Origin of the sequence: Polynucleobacter sp. Adler-ghost (assembly GCF_018688495.1) — a bacterium.
In the GTDB taxonomy this organism is placed as follows: Bacteria; Pseudomonadota; Gammaproteobacteria; order Burkholderiales; family Burkholderiaceae; genus Polynucleobacter.
This window is the reverse complement of the sequence record NZ_CP061320.1, coordinates 661,509-678,357: the sequence shown is the minus strand read 5'-3', so window position 1 is coordinate 678,357 and position 16,849 is coordinate 661,509. Positions and strand designations below refer to the sequence as shown.

Annotated in this window: 17 protein-coding genes and 1 tRNA gene; 4 read left to right on the top strand and 14 right to left on the bottom strand. The window is 45.6% G+C overall.

Annotation, left to right across the window (positions count from 1 at the left end; genetic code table 11):
* Position 1 precedes the first annotated feature (1 nt).
* From ICV89_RS03540 to araD, 5 genes are all read right to left on the bottom strand, one after another.
* Positions 2–322 carry a type II toxin-antitoxin system PemK/MazF family toxin gene (locus ICV89_RS03540; protein WP_215310306.1) on the bottom strand — a complete coding sequence of 107 codons (321 nt, stop codon included), beginning with the start codon at positions 320–322 and terminating at the stop codon, positions 2–4.
* Positions 323–327: 5 nt separating this feature from the next.
* The gene (locus ICV89_RS03535) at positions 328–588 is read right to left on the bottom strand and encodes an AbrB/MazE/SpoVT family DNA-binding domain-containing protein (protein WP_251370900.1); all 261 of its coding nucleotides are present in this window, start codon (positions 586–588) and stop codon (positions 328–330) included.
* A gap of 52 nt (positions 589–640) precedes the next feature.
* Positions 641–1,966, bottom strand: coding sequence for an ATP-dependent RecD-like DNA helicase (locus ICV89_RS10980; protein ID WP_215309743.1), 1,326 nt, complete (start codon positions 1,964–1,966; stop codon positions 641–643).
* A gap of 3 nt (positions 1,967–1,969) precedes the next feature.
* Positions 1,970–2,755 carry an SUMF1/EgtB/PvdO family nonheme iron enzyme gene (locus ICV89_RS03525; protein ID WP_215309741.1) on the bottom strand — a complete coding sequence of 262 codons (786 nt, stop codon included), beginning with the start codon at positions 2,753–2,755 and terminating at the stop codon, positions 1,970–1,972.
* A 172-nt stretch (positions 2,756–2,927) separates the two neighbouring features.
* Positions 2,928–4,667: an L-arabinonate dehydratase gene (gene araD / locus ICV89_RS03520; protein ID WP_215309739.1), complete on the bottom strand. Its 1,740-nt coding sequence runs from the start codon at positions 4,665–4,667 to the stop codon at positions 2,928–2,930.
* Between the two features lie 158 nt (positions 4,668–4,825).
* On the opposite strand from araD, the gene ICV89_RS03515 reads away from it, so the two are divergent.
* On the top strand, positions 4,826–5,854 hold the full coding sequence (locus tag ICV89_RS03515) for a tripartite tricarboxylate transporter substrate binding protein (RefSeq protein WP_215309737.1): 1,029 nt from the start codon (positions 4,826–4,828) through the stop codon (positions 5,852–5,854).
* 53 nt (positions 5,855–5,907) lie between these two features.
* Here ICV89_RS03515 and ICV89_RS03510 read toward each other — a convergent pair.
* From ICV89_RS03510 to ICV89_RS03500, 3 genes are all read right to left on the bottom strand, one after another.
* A tRNA-His gene (locus tag ICV89_RS03510) sits at positions 5,908–5,983 on the bottom strand.
* A gap of 64 nt (positions 5,984–6,047) precedes the next feature.
* Positions 6,048–7,130 (bottom strand): tRNA dihydrouridine(20/20a) synthase DusA, encoded by a 1,083-nt coding sequence (gene dusA, locus ICV89_RS03505; protein ID WP_215309735.1) that lies wholly within the window; start codon positions 7,128–7,130, stop codon positions 6,048–6,050.
* The gene (locus tag ICV89_RS03500; protein WP_215309734.1) at positions 7,120–8,031 is read right to left on the bottom strand and encodes a pseudouridine synthase; all 912 of its coding nucleotides are present in this window, start codon (positions 8,029–8,031) and stop codon (positions 7,120–7,122) included. Before ICV89_RS03500 ends, dusA begins: the two co-directional genes overlap by 11 nt.
* Before the next feature lie 115 nt (positions 8,032–8,146).
* On the opposite strand from ICV89_RS03500, the gene ICV89_RS03495 reads away from it, so the two are divergent.
* The 3 genes from ICV89_RS03495 (at position 8,147) to ICV89_RS03485 (ending at position 9,779) form a co-directional block, all read left to right on the top strand.
* The gene (locus ICV89_RS03495; RefSeq protein ID WP_215309732.1) at positions 8,147–8,920 is read left to right on the top strand and encodes a TSUP family transporter; all 774 of its coding nucleotides are present in this window, start codon (positions 8,147–8,149) and stop codon (positions 8,918–8,920) included.
* 125 nt (positions 8,921–9,045) lie between these two features.
* Positions 9,046–9,471 (top strand): universal stress protein, encoded by a 426-nt coding sequence (locus ICV89_RS03490; RefSeq protein WP_215309730.1) that lies wholly within the window; start codon positions 9,046–9,048, stop codon positions 9,469–9,471.
* A gap of 71 nt (positions 9,472–9,542) precedes the next feature.
* Positions 9,543–9,779, top strand: a complete 237-nt coding sequence (locus ICV89_RS03485) for a hypothetical protein (protein ID WP_215309728.1) — start codon at positions 9,543–9,545, stop codon at positions 9,777–9,779.
* Positions 9,780–9,814: 35 nt separating this feature from the next.
* Here ICV89_RS03485 and arsB read toward each other — a convergent pair whose 3' ends face one another.
* The 6 genes from arsB to typA all read right to left on the bottom strand — a co-directional run bounded on the left by arsB (position 9,815) and on the right by typA (position 16,832).
* Positions 9,815–10,864: an ACR3 family arsenite efflux transporter gene (gene arsB / locus ICV89_RS03480; RefSeq protein ID WP_215309726.1), complete on the bottom strand. Its 1,050-nt coding sequence runs from the start codon at positions 10,862–10,864 to the stop codon at positions 9,815–9,817.
* Positions 10,861–11,379: an arsenate reductase ArsC gene (locus ICV89_RS03475; RefSeq protein ID WP_251370899.1), complete on the bottom strand. Its 519-nt coding sequence runs from the start codon at positions 11,377–11,379 to the stop codon at positions 10,861–10,863. The genes arsB and ICV89_RS03475 overlap by 4 nt, the downstream gene beginning before the upstream one ends.
* A complete protein-coding gene (locus tag ICV89_RS03470) occupies positions 11,337–11,666 on the bottom strand; it encodes a helix-turn-helix transcriptional regulator (RefSeq protein WP_215309725.1) in 330 nt (109 codons plus the stop codon). Before ICV89_RS03470 ends, ICV89_RS03475 begins: the two co-directional genes overlap by 43 nt.
* 37 nt (positions 11,667–11,703) lie before the next feature.
* The gene (gene modA / locus ICV89_RS03465; RefSeq protein ID WP_215309724.1) at positions 11,704–12,462 is read right to left on the bottom strand and encodes a molybdate ABC transporter substrate-binding protein; all 759 of its coding nucleotides are present in this window, start codon (positions 12,460–12,462) and stop codon (positions 11,704–11,706) included.
* Positions 12,463–12,523: 61 nt separating this feature from the next.
* Positions 12,524–14,887 (bottom strand): Tex family protein, encoded by a 2,364-nt coding sequence (locus ICV89_RS03460; protein ID WP_215309722.1) that lies wholly within the window; start codon positions 14,885–14,887, stop codon positions 12,524–12,526.
* 127 nt (positions 14,888–15,014) lie between these two features.
* Complete coding sequence (typA, locus tag ICV89_RS03455; protein WP_215309721.1) at positions 15,015–16,832, bottom strand: translational GTPase TypA; 1,818 nt, start codon at positions 16,830–16,832, stop codon at positions 15,015–15,017.
* Positions 16,833–16,849: the final 17 nt, after the last annotated feature.

Here is a 16,849-nt window from a genome sequence, read left to right as displayed (position 1 = left end):
ACTAAGGTGCAAAAGTTGCCTGGAGAATATCGAGGGTAGCCCCCAATGTTTTGTTACTGACGGCACCTAATCGCTTGACTAGGCGTGCTTTATCTATAGTACGAATCTGGTCTAAAAGTACCAAACCTTTTTTACCATCATGCGTAATTGGCACGCGATAGGATGCTGACCTACCTTTTGTAGTCATTGGCGCAATAATGACGGTTCGCAAAAAGTCATGCATCTCCTGTGGAGATACAACAACACATGGTCGAGTCTTTTTAATTTCACTGCCTATGGTTGGATCTAAGTTAATTAGCCAAATATCTCCACGAGAAACGATACTTTTTACCAAACCCAATCCTCATCACCCTCATTCATAAAGTCGCCCAGCACTAAGCCGTCTTCACCAGCCGCGGCAATTACTTTTGAATCCTCAGCCCAACCCTCGCGGGGATTTTTTTTGGGTTTACTTAAGACGAGTTTGTCACCCTCAATCACCAAATCAGCCTGATCGTCAAAACCTACCTGCTCAAGAATAGCCTTAGGAATAACCACTCCACGAGAGTTACCTATTTGACGGATTTGAAGGTGCAGCTGTTTTTTCATAGTAATAACAATGTTATAACTATTTTAACGCGGAGTCAAGCCGATAGAAAATCTAACTTGGCAAGCAATTCAGATAGAAACGCTTCACCTCTTGGTCACAGCTGACATCCTTGGGTTGTATGGGGCGCTCGAGAGTAATACCTTCGATGGATGTGCAGCGACTCAAGGCGACATAGACTTGCCCTGAGGCAAATGCCCCTGAGGAGAGGTCTACTTTGATCTTATCCAGAGTCTTACCCTGACTCTTGTGAATGGTGACAGCCCAAGCGAGCATTAGCGGAATCTGCACAAAGGTGCCAATGATGTTTGGTGAAATCTTGCCAGACATCATGTCGTGGTCATAGCGATACGATTCCCACTGATGTCCCTTGACCTCTACCGTATTGGAGTAAGGACCGTTTTGCACCATCACTTTTACAGTGTTGGGTAGTAGTTCGCGCACGACACCAATAGTACCGTTCACCCAGCGCTTCGGAAAATTGCTATCGGTTGCCGTAAACATAACCTTGGCACCCACCTTGAGAGTGAGCTGATTGGGTGATGGTAGATTGCGATCATCCACATTGAACTTACCAGTGCTATTTCCCATATAGACCTTGGCATCGCTTGTAAGTGCTCGTAATCCTGCACCATTAATTTGGTCCGCACGGGCGTTAGTGGTGGTTAGCGTGATGGTTTGCTCATCAATTTCTTTTTTGGTTTCATAGCAGACGGCATTTAAAGTACTGAGCGCTTCATCAATGTCTTGATTGATGCGGATCTGATTAAGTAAGCTAGCAAAGTGCGCGTCTTTTTGGCGGAAGATCTTAGACAGTTCTACCATCGTGACATCTTTACGGTGCAGCGCATTAGCGCAAAAGAAGTAAGGACCTTCGTAACCGCGCTCTGAGAGCACTTGCATATCCGTTTGAGATACCACCGGCGGCAGCTGAAACAAGTCTCCTACAAACATCACCTGTATGCCGCCGAAGGGTTCACTCTTTTGAGGTCCGTTAGCGCGCAGGAATAGATCAATGGCATCTACTACATCTACTCTGACCATCGAGATCTCATCAATGATCAGGAGCCGAATATCTTTGTACAGTCGCTTATCTTTGAGAGGCTTGATATCCTCTTCTGGGAAGATCAAGCGAGGTGGCAAGCGAAAAAAGGAGTGAATCGTGACACCCTTCACTTGCAATGCAGCAACGCCAGTTGGTGCAACGACCACTACGTTGCCGTGAATGTTCTCACGTAGATAGCCAATTAAAGTAGTTTTACCAGTACCTGCTTTACCACTGACAAAAATATAAGGGTCGTGACGCTCGATGGCATCGATTACCTCCTGGTATTCAGGGGTGATTTCAATGGCGGCCGGGTCAACTGCAAGATTGGTCATTCCTTATTGTTTCACGGCATCAGCCACACACCGAAATCCAATGTAAACCACCCCAATATCTGCTGACTTAGATTCCACATCAGATTCTTTTTGTCTCTCCGGGCCATACCACCAGGAAGCGCCACGAGTAATAAAGCCACCATTGCGCTCAGTAGCCGTCCACTCCCAAACATTACCGCCCATATCCAATAGACCATTGACTCCAGGCTTAGTGGTGCCCGCAGGGACATGACCAGTACCTCGGTTTAATGCACCTGCTGGAGCAACACCTTTGTAGTCACCACAGCCACTTAAGCAATGAGAGACCGCAGGCGTGCTTCCACCGGGGAACGGATAACGCTCACCCTTGACAAAGCCTGCAGGTGGGTTAGCCCGTTGCTCTACAAATGCTGCAGAAGTCCACTCAGCTTCAGTAGGCAGACGTTTACCGAAATAACGACAAGCAGATGCCGCTTCAGATTGATTGAGGTGAACTGCGGGCTCAGTATCCTTTGCAGGAACGCCGTAGGGGGTTTTCCAGGTCCAGCCCGACTTTTTGACAAATCCAGATTCGTAATTCAGTCCGCCACCATTTTTCTCAGCCTGGCTCACAAAGCCTGTAGCAGTCGCAAACGTTTTCATATCGCCAATCGTCATCTCAGTTTGATCCCAAGATACATTACCCACTTTAACCACGGGGATGGTTGACTCAGGCGCACTAGCAGCAGTTGAGGGTCTCAACATGAAATACAGCGCAATGACTGATAGCAAAACACCAAATAGGATTGGGAGAATGTCGAATTTTTTCATAAATAGCGATGGGCTAAAGCATTAAATGAGGTGAGCTAATTCTAATGAATAGATCAATACTATGCATTGAGTTGCTGCTAACGGCAAATATGACTACTAGCAGCACTCACCAACTTTGAATCATTGGTTGCGAGGTCGAATCTCGCCCGACTCCACCAACATCTCTTGATCTTTAAAAAATATCCGGCTCTGGCACTGGTTTCCCAAAGCTGGTTTCTAGGAAGTCAAAGTCGCAACCATCTTCTGCTTGCAAGATGTGTTTGCTAAACATCCATCCATAACCACGTTCGTATTTAGGTTCTGGTGGCGTCCATGCTGCTTTTCTTTGATCAAGCTCTTCATCACTGATCTCTAGATGAATCTTTCTGTTGGGCACATCTACTGTGATGAGGTCACCTGTCTTCACAAGGGCTAGTGGTCCACCGATATAGGATTCTGGCGATACATGCAAAATGCAGGCGCCATAGCTCGTACCGCTCATACGTGCATCAGATAAGCGGAGCATATCTCTTACACCTTGTTTGACTAGCTTTACCGGAATCGGCAACATCCCCCACTCTGGCATACCTGGACCACCTTTAGGCCCCGCATTTCTTAATACAAGAATATGATTTTCAGTGACATCCAGATTTTCATCTTCAACGGCTTTTTTCATTTCTGGGTAACTATCAAACACCAGCGCTGGGCCAGTGTGTTTTAAAAATTTATCAGCACAGGCGCTTGGCTTAATCACTGCTCCACCTGGAGCAATATTGCCTTTGAGTACTGCTAGCGCACCCTCTTTATAAATCGCTTTGTGCAGTGGCCTAATGACATCTTCGTTATTGACTTCGGCGTGTTGAATGTTCTCACCAATCGTTTTACCGGTGATGGTCAGCGCACTTGGGTCCAGATGGTCTCCCATCTGCTTAAGTAGCGCAGGCATACCGCCGGCATAATAGAAGTCTTCCATTAAGTATTGATCGCCACTCGGTCTGATATTGGCAATCACAGGTACTTTCCTACTCGCTAGATCAAAATCTTCTAAGGTTACCGTGCATTCTTTTCCAGCACGGCGTGACATAGCAATTAAGTGAATGATGGCATTGGTACTACAACCCATGGCCATGGCAGCATGGATTGCATTGATAAAGCTAGTCTTGTTGAGAATCTTTGCGGGGGTCAAGTCCTCCCAAACCATCTCGACGATTCTTCTTCCGCAAGCTGCAGCCATGCGTGGATGGCTGGCATCTGCTGCCGGAATACTTGACGCACCTGGCAATGTAAGACCTAATGCTTCAGAGATACCCATCATCGTTGCGGCGGTACCCATGGTCATACAGGTACCGTGGCTCCGCGCAATACCACCCTCCATCTCTAACCACTGGGCTTCAGAGATATTCCCAGCACGGCGTTCATCCCAATACTTCCAAGCATCAGAACCAGAGCCGAGAATCTTGCCTTTCCAGTTACCACGCAGCATTGGGCCAGCAGGTAAATATACGAATGGCAGCCCAGCTGAAAGAGCGCCCATCACTAGGCCTGGCGTAGTTTTATCGCAGCCACCCATGAGAACTGCGCCATCGACTGGATGAGAACGAATCAGCTCTTCGGTTTCCATGGCGAGCATATTTCGATAGAGCATGGTCGTTGGTTTGACATATTGCTCTGCAAGCGAAATCGCTGGTAACTCAATTGGAAATCCACCGGCTTGTAATACGCCACGCTTCACATCATCGACACGTTGCTTAAAGTGTGTATGGCAAGGGTTAATGTCTGACCATGTATTCACAATAGCAATCACAGGTTTACCAGACCAATCATCAGGGCCGTAGCCCATTTGCATGGCGCGAGATCGGTGCCCAAATGACCTGAGATCATCAGGCTCAAACCAACGGGCACTTCGCAGAGATTCTTTAGTCTTTTTGGGCATAGTAAATTAGGCGCAACTGTGAATATCCCTATATTAATGCTTGATATGCAGGAAAGGGTATACCTGCACTTGTTTTCTGATTCTTATTTAATTACCCTTACATTTAACCTTACTTTAGGCGTTTATTACCTTCAGAATTTGTTAATAGGAATCGATACATGACTAGGCTTTCTTTCTTCACTCAGCTCACTAAGATATTTCTGATTAGCGCCCTCTGTTACGCAAGTCATCTTCCAGTATTAGCCCAGTCCGATTATCCAAGCAAGCCCGTCAAAATCATTGTGCCCTTCCCGCCTGGAGGAACCACGGATCTTATGGCACGTATTTCTGCAGAACAGTTAACCAAAATATTTAAGCAGGCTTTTGTGATTGAAAACATTAGCGGTGGTGGTGGTGTCATTGGTGCTGAGCGAGCTGCTGGTGCGCAAGCTGATGGCTACACTTTAGTGATGACAGGTGTTGGTCAGAATGCGGTGGCTCATGGTTTAGATCCCAATCTTAAATACGATTCCATGAAAGACTTTGCCCATATCTCTTTAATTGATTTAGGCCCCAACGTATTAGTAGTGAACCCAGAGCGTCCATTTAAAACCCTAAAAGATATTGTGGATTTTGCGCGCAAAGATCCTGGCAAGCTTGACTATGGATACACCTATGCCTCTTCAGGCCACATGGCGATGGAGCTTCTGCGACAAGCAACTAACACCTGTAAAGATGTGAAGAACAAAACCAATTGCAATCCACTCCCGATTGTTGGCATACCCTATCGTGGTGGTGGCCCGCTCATGAACGCTATTCTCGCCAATGAAATCCCGATGATCTTTATCAATCAAGATGCGGCACTACCTTATGTTGCGGCTGGTAAATTGCGTCCGATTGCGGTGAGCAGTTTGCAGCGCAATCCGCTCTACCCAACCATTCCGACTGTGGCAGAAAGTGGCTATCCAGGATTTCAGGCGCTATCTTGGGCTGGCATTAGCGCCCCTAAAGGAACTCCTAAGCCTATCGTGGATAAGTTAGAAGCTGCCATGATTCAAGCTTTGCAAACACCTGAAGTTCGACAACGCATTGAGTCTGTTGGCTTTGTGATTCCACCCTTGGGTACTAACGCTTATAACAATTTCTTGAAATCTGAAATTGAACTTTGGACAAATTTGATTAAGAAGTCTGGTATCAAGCCAGAGTAGCGCATCAAGATTTTCAGCTATTCGACAATAAAAATTTAGGATCTAGCGCTAAGTGGGGCGAACGACGGGGCTCGAACCCGCGACAACCAGAATCACAATCTGGGACTCTACCAACTGAGCTACGTCCGCCACTGAAGACCTAGATTATAGCTTTTGAGCCTAAACCCTGTCAAAAATGGCTTAGATAGGTGATTTAAGCCTCAGCAAACTCAAAGGCAGCCCAATCTCCCAAGGTGAGGCTAGCATCGATAAAGAAGTCCAAAATAGCTGCCTTACTCTGTACTTTAGCCAAGGCATGGTGATCAGAAAGGCGCTGGCGCCAGTAGCGTGAGCCTGCCCTACCATGGGCTAGGCCAAGGATATGTCTTGTAAATGCTCCGATATAAAACGGTTTGCCTTTAGATTGGCACTCGTCAAACCATGCCTGCACCTGCCTCACTAATGCAATCTGTATGCGATGCCACTCGGTCTCACTAAATAGATATCCAGCAGCTTCACCATTAGTCTTAATCAAATCATCCCAACCAAGCAACATCGCCGGAAAATGATATGCCACCCTACCCACCATAAAGCCATCAAAGTCATCCCAATGGCCAGCAATTTGCTCATTAGTTTCTAGGCCACCATTGAGCAGGACTTTGAGATTAGGAAATTGTTTTTGCGCATCTAGACGAAGTTTTGCGGCGACTTCATAATGCAATGGTGGTTTACTACGATTCTCTTTTGGGGATAAACCCTTGAGAACAGCATTGCGAGCATGAATGGTAACTTGGCTAGCACCCGCATCCGCTACCGCAAGAATAAAGTTCAAAGCAAATTGATAATCTTTCTCAGAGTTTGCAGCATCCATCGAATCTAAGCCCAAGCGATGCTTTACTGTGATCGGGATATCAACAGCAGCTTTCATGGCTTTGACACAATCGGAAACCAGTTGTGGCTCAGCCATTAAACAAGCACCAAATGCCCCACGTTGCACGCGCTCAGATGGGCAACCACAATTAAGATCAATCTCATCGTAGCCCCACTGCTGAGCTAAGTCTGCAGCTTTAGCAAGATCAGAAGGTTCGGAGCCGCCTAGTTGCAATACGACTGGATGCTGATCCTGCGAATAATCTAAATGTCGGGGTACATCTCCATGAATCAGAGCGCCTGTCGTCACCATCTCGGTATAGAGAACAGCATCTTTAGTTAGCGAGCGATGAAAAGAGCGGCAATGACGGTCAGTCCATTCCATCATTGGGGCTACAGCTAATCGTTTGGCGGGCTTAACAGTCATACGGAATTAAAGCTAATACTCTTTCACTCATGAAAAATCGTTCATGCCCCGTTACCGGGTCTTTGAAATGAATCTCTTTTGCTAAGAGCTGTAGGGGTTTAGAAAAGTCCAAATCATACTCTTGATAAGGGGTCAGGATTGGATAGATCTGATCATGACGTATTGGAACCCCGAGGGCATTAAGGTGGCAGCGTAATTGATGCTTCTTGCCACTACCCGGAGTTAAGCGATATTTAGCCCAAGGCATATTTACTTCAATCAGTTCAATGTAGGTATCTGTATTTGCTATGCCCCCGACTTCCTCCATTTGCAAGAAATGTTCTGACTCTTTGATATTGCTCTCATAAGTCATTGGCAGTTTTTTGATCAACTCTTCTGAATACGGTGCTATGGCTTCGTATACTTTCTTAACTTCTCGGTCTCTAAACAGATTTTGATATTGAGCCCGCTCTTGAGGTTTGACTGAAAAAATGACTAGTCCTGCAGTATCGCGATCAATACGATGAATAGGGCTTAAGTCTTGAATACCTGTTTTTTTCTTTAGGCGATTCAATAGGGTTTGATGAAGATAAAGACCGCTTGGAGTCACTGGTAAAAAATGAGGTTTATCGGCAACCAAAATATGCTCATCCTGAAAGAGGATGGCTTCTTCGAAAGGAATTTGTGGTTCACGAGCTAAGCGCCTGAAATACAGTAAATGGGTATTAGGTAGGTAAGAATCACTAGCTGCAAGTGCCTCTCCCTCCGGAGTCATGATGAGACCCTCTGTAAAACGAGATTCCCACTCAGCTCTATCGATATGAGGGAAGTTGGCAATAAAGAAATCTAGCAAAGAAGCATGGCTCTGCCCAGCAGGTAAATACACCCTAGAAGAGGAGACTCCTTCAGAATTGACTTTCATTTGCACTAGATTATCCACTCCCACCAAGCTAGGCAAGGCAATCCAAGTACACCCAAATGAAACCCTCTAAAATGGGGTAGTAGCGCCCATTAGAACTAGAAAATGAATAGACAACATGCTTGAACTCTCCGTATTCGATCTTGGCTTATTGTTTGCCTTCGCATTATTTGCGGGATTGGTCGACTCCATTATTGGTGGCGGGGGGATGATTCAGGTTCCAGCACTGTTTGCAGCCCTACCGGGCTTTCCACCAGCCACCCTACTCTCAGTCAATAAGTTTGGCTCTATCGTAGGTACGATTGGCTCAGCCATTCAGTACAGTCGAGTTAATAAAAGCCCCTGGGGATTGGTAATCGTCTCCTCCTCCTGTGCCTTTTTTGCCTCAGTTGCAGGGGCCTACCTCGTTACTCGCCTACCAACCGAATGGCTCAGAGGCGCCCTGCCTTTTTTATTGCTAGCACTGCTAATCTTTAATATCAAATCGAGCGCTGGTCTGGTTCACGCTCCCAAGCACCATCACCATAAACAAAAAGCCATTGCCTCAACAGGCGCCGGCATCATTGGTTTTTATGATGGCTTCTTGGGGCCTGGAGCTGGCGCCTTTTATAAACTCTTTTACACCCGTGTTTTAGGATTTGATTTTTTGCGGTCTGCAGCGCCTGCCAAGTTTCTCAATATTGCTTCCAATCTAGGTGCGCTCTGCGTATTTTTCTATCTAGGTTACTTTGACTGGAAACTCGGCTTACTCATGGCCAGCGCCAATCTGGTAGGCGGTCAAATTGGCACTAGGATTGCGATCAAGCATGGCAACTCCTTTATTCGTAAAGGCTTCTTCATTTTGGTCACCATTCTCATTATCAAAACCTTCTACGATGCCTTCTTGAAGTAAATCCCTCTCAAGAAATAGATGCATAAATTAGTGGGGTATTAAAAAGCTTTGTGGATTTACGAAGATATAGAGAGTAAATTGAATCCATGAGGTTCTAATTTATTTACTATAAAAATAAGGGTGTTATGAAAATTCTATTACCGGTTGACGGCTCCAAATCTTCACTTAATGCAGCTAAGTATGTTGTGAAATTAGCAAAAGATTTGCGCAGCAAGTGCACGGTGACATTAATTAGCGTTCATGATGATATTGGCCTGGGTCACGTGAAACAATTTGTGGCAAATAGCGTCATTGATGACTACCTGCGCGAAGTGAGTGAGAAAGAACTCAAGGGATCCCAGAAGGTATTAGATTCGGCTGGCGTAAAACATAGTATGGTCATTAAGCGCGGCAATATTGCCAACGAGATCATTGCACTTGCCAATAAAGAAAAGTTTGATCTGATCGTCATGGGCTCAAAAGGTCGCAGTGGTATTGTCGATACCATGATGGGTTCTGTTGCTCAGAGAGTCAGCAATACAGCCAAGCAAGCTGTTTTATTAGTCAAGTAAGCTTAAAAAGTGCATCGCTAGATTATTTTCAATAGGCCGTCTAAGTGACTGTCTTTTTTATGGATTCTTCAATGAGTATTTTGCTGCTCTTATTCGCACCGGGGATATTTGCCATCTACTGGCTTATTCGTCTACAAATATGCTTATCTAGAATTCGCTATCTAGTAGATACCTATGGCATGGATCGTCAGAAACTTCAAAAACTCAAATGCAAAGAAGTAAAAGCGCTGAGAGAGTCAATTGACCAACTCAGGCATGCAAATGATGCCTTTGGTTTAGAGAATCTAGTTAGGCCTTACAGAGCATAAAAAAATTGCCGAATAAGAACTGCAAATCCTGTAACTTAAACGCTTCTTGAGAAATAGCGCCCTTTAAACCATAAGGCCACAGTCACTAAGCCAATCATGATGGGCACCTCTACTAAGGGCCCGATGACTGCTGCAAAGGCTGCTCCAGAATTAATTCCAAATACCGCAATCGCTACAGCAATCGCCAATTCAAAGTTATTACTCGAAGCAGTAAATGAGAGCGTGCAGCAACGCTGGTAATCGATCCCCATCTTGCCAGTGACAAAGAATGTCAGCAAGAACATGATCAGAAAGAAGATGAGTAATGGAACGGCGATGGTAAGGACGTCCATCGGGAGCGTCAAGATCACCCCGCCTTTGAGGCTAAACATCACGACGATGGTAAAGAGCAAGGCAATCAGGGTGAGCTTACCAATCCGAGGCACAAGATGCTCGTGATAATGCGCTTTAGTCATGAACTTGAGCATCACTACCCTAGTCAATATTCCAGCGATACAAGGAATGCCTAAATAGATAAATACACTTTGCGCAATCTGGCCCATACCTATGCTCACGCTTAATCCTGCGAGTCCGAAATATGGAGGCAATACCGTCAGGAAAAAGTAGGCGTAGACACTAAAGAACAGCACCTGAAATATGGCATTAAATGCCACTAGGCCAGCAGCGTATTCAGTAGAGCCTTTGGCCAGATCATTCCAAATAATGACCATCGCAACACAAGGTGCGATGCCAATCAATATCAGACCAGCTATATACTCAGGTTGATCTGGGACAAAAGTAATCGCTAAAAAGAACATTAAAGTTGGGGCAATGATCCAGTTCATGAATAGCGAAATCAGAAAGATACGTTTATCTTTAAAAACGTCAGGCAGATCTTCGTAACGCACCTTAGCAAAGGGTGGATACATCATCAATATCAAACCAATAGCAATTGGAAGATTAGTGGCTCCAACCTGAAAGAAATTAATAAACTTTTCCACATCTGGAATAAAGTGACCTAAGGCAATACCCAGGGCCATTGCTGCAAAGATCCAGACCGTCAAATAGCGATCTAGAAAGGAGAGTTTTTTAGTAAGGGAGCTCATGCTTTGCTGTGGATCTCTTTCAGGCTCATAGAATCAAGTTTTTCTAATGGCATTGCCGCCAAAATATCTAAACGTCTTTTGAGGCCATTCATGACCTCATTAAAAGCTGCCTTTTTCTCTAAATCAGTGCCCTGCACTTGCGATGGATCGGGGAACCCCCAATGCGCTGTCGCAGGCTGACCCGGCCAAAATGGGCACACTTCGCCAGCAGCGTTATCGCACACCGTCACAATAAAATCCATCTTTGGAGCGTCTGGTAAAGCAAACTCATCCCAACTCTTCGATCTCAAAAGAGTGCGGTCCATACCCAATTCCTCTGCAATATCAGCAGCAATAGGATTCACGCTTGTACCCGGGGTAGAGCCTGCTGAGTACCCGATCAATTTACCGCTTGGATGAGTGGATGCTAAAGCCTCACCTAAGATCGATCTAGCAGAGTTATGAGTACATAAGAAAAGGATGTTGTACTGCTTCATTGAGCCTTCACCTTTTTGATAGTTTTGATGGTTTTGCATGGCTTACCGTCACAGCAGTTAGCTAGTAAGAATTGACTAAGATCTTCTACCATTCCTGGATTTGGTCTGTAGATCAGATTACGACTTTGGCGCTCGACAGTGATGAGATTGGCTTGATAGAGCTCTTTCAGATGAAAGCTGAGCGTCGCGTTGGGAATACCCAGCATTTCATGGATTTGTGAAGGTAATAAACCTTGATCGCCTTTTTGAACGATGAGGCGATAGACGTTTAAGCGAGATTCTTGCCCTAGGGCCATGAACGCCAGAATAGCTTCGGTATTTTTCATAATTCTATAATAATCGAACTATATTACAAATAGATGACTACGGAGCAGTAAAGCCATACCTGCTCATGATTTGCCGAGACTTAGGTTCTTGTAGGTATTGATAAAAATCTTTTGCGCTAGATGCACTATTTTTGATCAAGGCCATCTTTTGTCTTAAGGGCTTATGAAAATGATCTGGAATGAATACATAGGTAGATTGAGTTTGCACTTGGGGTGATATGGCTAAAGATAGGGCTGCAATTGCAAAATCTACTGAGCCAGTTAAGGCAAACATCGTTGCTTGAGAAATATTTTCTCCAAATACTAGCTTAGGCTGGGCCAGATCCCAAACACCAATGCCAATGAGGTATTCTTTTGCAGCCCTGCCGTAAGGGGCGTGCTCTGGGTTGGCTATGGCAATTTTCTTGGCCTCTGTAATGGCTTTAATCAAACCATCTTTATCTGTAGCAAGCTTGATTGGATTACCCTTTTTCTGCAAGAGGGCTATTCTGCCGATAGCGTAAAGACTTCCCTGATCTACTGTTAAGCCATTTTTATGTAAGTCATCGATATACGCCTCATCTGCAGACATCAGCAAACCAAAGGGCGCTCCGTTTTTGATTTGCTGCCAGAGCACACCAGATGAACCAAATACCAGCCTCACCTCTTGCCCCTTGTCGACCTTATAGTTAGCAGCAATTTCTTCCAAAGCAAACTTGAGGTCTGAGGCTGCAGCTACTGTTGGCGCTGTTTGAGCTAAAGAAGCAGAGACGTACAGAGCCATCAAAGTCAGAAGAATATATTTGATCGGATTCATTTAGCTGATATCTCTATGCCTATTGTCGGGTGCACTCTACCACTTCAGTGTAACGATTTTTTTAACCCTTAAGCTTTCGTAAGGCATCAGCCATTGCATTATTCATTTGAGGCGCAGATCTTCTATCTTCCTGCGGTCTTCTAGCTTCTGGAGTTCTTGAAGTGCCAGGTCTATTTGACCTTTGCTCAGGTTTTGAGCCTACCGACACTTTAGGCGCTTCATCAGAGAGTCGCATGGTGAGTGCAATACGCTTGCGCTTTTCATCTACTTCAAGCACTTTGACCTTTACCACCTGCCCTGCTTTGACTACCGTGTGCGGATCCTTTACAAAGGTATTGGCCAATGCGGAGATATGCACTAAGCCATCCTGATGAACACCAATATCAACAAAAGCCCCAAAGGCTGCCACGTTAGTAACTACGCCTTCTAAAATCATATCGGTCTTAAGATCGCTGATTTTTTCGACACCATCTTTAAATGTCGCTGTAGTGAACTCAGGACGTGGATCGCGGCCAGGTTTTTCTAATTCCTTAATGATATCGGTAACTGTAGGAAGGCCAAACTGCTCATCGGCATACTTTTCTGGATTGAGCCCCTTGAGTATTGCGATATCGCCAATGACCTCTTTAACACCCTTCTTGATATCTTTCAGAATCTTTTCTACCAAAGGATAGGATTCTGGGTGGACAGCAGAAGCATCCAAAGGATCTTTGCCATTCATAATGCGCAAGAAACCAGCTGCTTGCTCAAAAGTCTTCTCGCCTAAGCGAGGCACGCTCCGCAAATCTGCCCGCGTCTGAAAGGCGCCATGGCTATCTCGATAAGTCACGATTCCTTCAGCAACCGTAGTACTTAAGCCTGAGACTCTTGCCAATAAGGGTGCAGATGCCGTGTTCACGTCAACACCAACCGCATTGACGCAATCCTCCACCACTGCTACCAATGACTTAGCCAACTGAGTCTGCATCACATCGTGCTGATATTGGCCCACGCCAATAGACTTTGGATCAATCTTCACTAGCTCGGCTAGGGGATCTTGGAGCCTTCTCGCAATCGATACCGCTCCACGCAATGACACATCCATACCAGGTAATTCTTTTGAGGCGTACTCAGAGGCAGAGTAAACCGATGCCCCTGCTTCAGAGACCACAATCTTGGTTAGCTTAAGTTCAGGTTTAGCTTTGATTAAATCTTGCGCTAACTTATCGGTCTCACGTGAGGCGGTACCGTTTCCGATGGAGATTAAGTTAGCCTGATGTTTCTCAGCTAATTTAGCAAGCGTATGCAATGAGCCATCCCAATCATTCTTAGGTTGGTGTGGATAAATCACATCGGTGTCTACCACCTTACCTGTTGCATCTACTACGGCCACTTTAACGCCGGTTCTCATGCCTGGATCTAAGCCAATAGTAACCTTTGGTCCTGCAGGTGCTGCTAAGAGTAAAGCCTTGAGATTACGTGCAAAGACGTTAATCGCCTCCGCTTCAGAGCGTTCACGCAACGCACTCATCAGCTCAGATTCCAAGTGCATCGAGCACTTGATGCGCCAAGTCCAGCGTACAGTGTCTGCGAGCCACTGATCGGCAGGGCGACCTTCGTTTTTAATCTTGAACTGATTGGCAATACGGGACTCGCAAGGATTATGCGGTGCGTCCCATTTGGGCTTTTCTTCTTCGGTGTCTAGACGCAAGTTGACCATGAGCATTTGCTCACGACGACCTCGAAATAATGCCAAGGCACGATGCGACGGAATTGCTGAGATAGGTTCTGAGTAATCAAAGTAATCTGAAAATTTCTCACCCTCTTGTTCTTTGCCAGCAATGACTTTAGATTCCACAACGCCATGCTCCTGCAAATACGTTCTAAGTGATTGCACCAGTCCAGCATCTTCAGCAAAACGCTCCATCAAAATCTGACGAGCGCCTTCAAGAGCGGCCTTGGTGTCAACCACACCAGGGTTATCACCCTGGTCGGATGTAAATGCTTCTTTGAGATATTTGCTTGCTTCCACTTCTGGATCCAACATGGGGTTAGCCAATAAGTCATTAGCTAAAGACTCTAATCCAGCCTCCAGAGCGATTTGCGCCTTGGTGCGACGCTTGAGTTTATAAGGAAGATAGAGATCTTCTAGGCGCGTCTTATCTTCTGCCAAAAGGATGGCTTTGAGTAACTCCGGAGTCATCTTGCCCTGCTCTTCAATCGACGCAACAATTGCTTTACGACGCTCTTCCAACTCTCTTAAATAACTGAGTCGATCCTCTAATAAACGTAACTGCGTATCATCCAAACCGCCAGTTGCCTCTTTGCGATAACGTGCAATAAAGGGAACGGTTGCACCTTCATCCATCAATGCGATGGCGGCAGCCACTTGTGCAGGTTTAGCAGATAACTCTTGGGCAAGGCGTTGTTCAATGGATGGCAGCATGAAATGATTAATTTACTAAGATTTTAAGAATATTGCTCTGGAGGAAAAATAAGAGCCACCCAAAGGTGACTCTTATTAACTCACTAGATGACTGATTAAAGCGCCTCAGTGTAGCAACTTCGCGAAATTACTCGCGGGAAGCTTTCTTACGGTCATGCTCTTTCAAGTGGCGTTTACGGATTCGTACGCTCTTCGGTGTTACTTCAACCAACTCATCATCACTAATGAACTCAACAGCGTATTCCAAAGTCAAGTCGATTGGTGTCACTAAACGAACCGCTTCATCAGTACCTGAGGAACGTACGTTAGTTAATTGTTTACCTTTAATTGGGTTCACAACTAAGTCATTGTCGCGACTATGAATACCAATCACCATGCCTTCATAAACAGGATCGCCATGCTTTACAAACATACGACCACGGTCTTGTAGTTTCCAAATAGCATAAGCAACGGCCTCGCCATCGTCTTGGCTAATCAATACACCGTTGTGACGCTCGCCCAAGATGCCATCTTTGGCTGGAGCATAAGAATCAAATGTATGACTCATCAAACCATTACCGCGAGTCATGGTCATGAAATCGCCCTGGAAGCCAATCAAACCACGTGCAGGAATACGGTATTCAAGACGGGTACGACCTTTTCCGTCGCTCACCATATCTTGTAATTCGCCCTTACGCTTACCTAAGTCTTCCATCACAGAACCTTGAGTAGCATCTTCTACATCAACCGTTAAGTTCTCGTACGGCTCCATCTTGACGCCATTCTCTTCGTGGAAGACAACGCGAGGACGGGAAACTGCCATCTCATAGCCTTCACGACGCATGGTCTCTACCAAGATGGTGAGGTGCAACTCGCCACGGCCAGATACTTCGAATACGGTGTCATCATCAGTTTCTTTAACGCGCAAAGCCATATTGGCCTTCAATTCACGGTCAAGACGCTCACGAATCTGACGGCTCGTTACAAACTTGCCTTCACGGCCAGCTAATGGACTAGTGTTCACCATGAAGTTCATAGTTAAAGTAGGCTCGTCAATCTTGAGCATTGGCAATGGATCTGGTTTATCAACCGCACAAACCGTTGTACCAATCGCCAACTCTTCAATACCGTTGATGAGAGCAATATCGCCGGCAAATGCCTCGTCAACGATTTCACGCTCTAAACCTTTAAATTTCAACACTTGATTAATACGGCCTTTAAATGGCACGCCATCAGGACCATTCATGCAGACTACTTCCATACCTGACTTCACACGTCCACGGCTAATGCGACCAACACCAATCTTACCGACATAGCTGTTGTAATCGATTGAAGAAATCTGGAATTGCAAAGGACCATCTGGATCATCATCACGCACAGGGACGTATTTCAGAACAGCGTCAAACAATGGACGCATATCGCCTTCACGGACATCTTCGGTTGTGCCTGCATAACCGTTCAAGCCAGATGCATAAATGATTGGGAAGTCGAGTTGCTCTTCCGTAGCGCCTAACTTATCAAACAATTCAAAAGTGGCGTTAATTACGTAGTCACAACGTGCACCTGGACGGTCAACCTTGTTAATCACAACGATAGGCTTCAAACCAAGAGCCAAGGCTTTCTTAGTAACGAAGCGAGTTTGTGGCATTGGGCCTTCAACTGCGTCAACCAAAAGCAAAACACCGTCAACCATGGAGAGCACACGCTCTACTTCACCACCGAAGTCGGCGTGTCCTGGTGTGTCAACGATGTTGATGTGTGTGCCGTCATATTCAACCGCACAGTTCTTGGACAAAATAGTAATGCCACGCTCTTTTTCCAAATCATTTGAGTCCATGACGCGTTCGGTCATTTTTTCGTTTGAGCGGAATGTGCCAGATTGGCGCAAGAGTTGGTCAACCAGGGTGGTTTTACCGTGGTCAACGTGGGCGATGATGGCGATATTACGAAGTGCGCGTTTAGTCATGTGAAGCTTCTAAAGTT

Excerpts from the sequence above, each read along its gene's own strand:
- ICV89_RS03535 (WP_251370900.1), bottom strand. The coding sequence starts at position 588 with ATGAAAAAACAGCTGCACCTTCAAATCCGTCAAATAGGTAACTCTCGT.
- ICV89_RS03460 (WP_215309722.1), bottom strand. The coding sequence starts at position 14,887 with ATGCTGCCATCCATTGAACAACGCCTTGCCCAAGAGTTATCTGCTAAA.
- ICV89_RS10980 (WP_215309743.1), bottom strand. The coding sequence starts at position 1,966 with ATGACCAATCTTGCAGTTGACCCGGCCGCCATTGAAATCACCCCTGAA.
- ICV89_RS03495 (WP_215309732.1), top strand. The coding sequence starts at position 8,147 with ATGCTTGAACTCTCCGTATTCGATCTTGGCTTATTGTTTGCCTTCGCA.
- ICV89_RS03470 (WP_215309725.1), bottom strand. The coding sequence starts at position 11,666 with ATGAAAAATACCGAAGCTATTCTGGCGTTCATGGCCCTAGGGCAAGAA.
- ICV89_RS03485 (WP_215309728.1), top strand. The coding sequence starts at position 9,543 with ATGAGTATTTTGCTGCTCTTATTCGCACCGGGGATATTTGCCATCTAC.
- araD (WP_215309739.1), bottom strand. The coding sequence starts at position 4,667 with ATGCCCAAAAAGACTAAAGAATCTCTGCGAAGTGCCCGTTGGTTTGAG.
- ICV89_RS03500 (WP_215309734.1), bottom strand. The coding sequence starts at position 8,031 with ATGAAAGTCAATTCTGAAGGAGTCTCCTCTTCTAGGGTGTATTTACCT.
- ICV89_RS03490 (WP_215309730.1), top strand. The coding sequence starts at position 9,046 with ATGAAAATTCTATTACCGGTTGACGGCTCCAAATCTTCACTTAATGCA.
- arsB (WP_215309726.1), bottom strand. The coding sequence starts at position 10,864 with ATGAGCTCCCTTACTAAAAAACTCTCCTTTCTAGATCGCTATTTGACG.
- ICV89_RS03525 (WP_215309741.1), bottom strand. The coding sequence starts at position 2,755 with ATGAAAAAATTCGACATTCTCCCAATCCTATTTGGTGTTTTGCTATCA.
- ICV89_RS03475 (WP_251370899.1), bottom strand. The coding sequence starts at position 11,379 with ATGCAAAACCATCAAAACTATCAAAAAGGTGAAGGCTCAATGAAGCAG.
- modA (WP_215309724.1), bottom strand. The coding sequence starts at position 12,462 with ATGAATCCGATCAAATATATTCTTCTGACTTTGATGGCTCTGTACGTC.
- dusA (WP_215309735.1), bottom strand. The coding sequence starts at position 7,130 with ATGACTGTTAAGCCCGCCAAACGATTAGCTGTAGCCCCAATGATGGAA.
- ICV89_RS03515 (WP_215309737.1), top strand. The coding sequence starts at position 4,826 with ATGACTAGGCTTTCTTTCTTCACTCAGCTCACTAAGATATTTCTGATT.
- typA (WP_215309721.1), bottom strand. The coding sequence starts at position 16,832 with ATGACTAAACGCGCACTTCGTAATATCGCCATCATCGCCCACGTTGAC.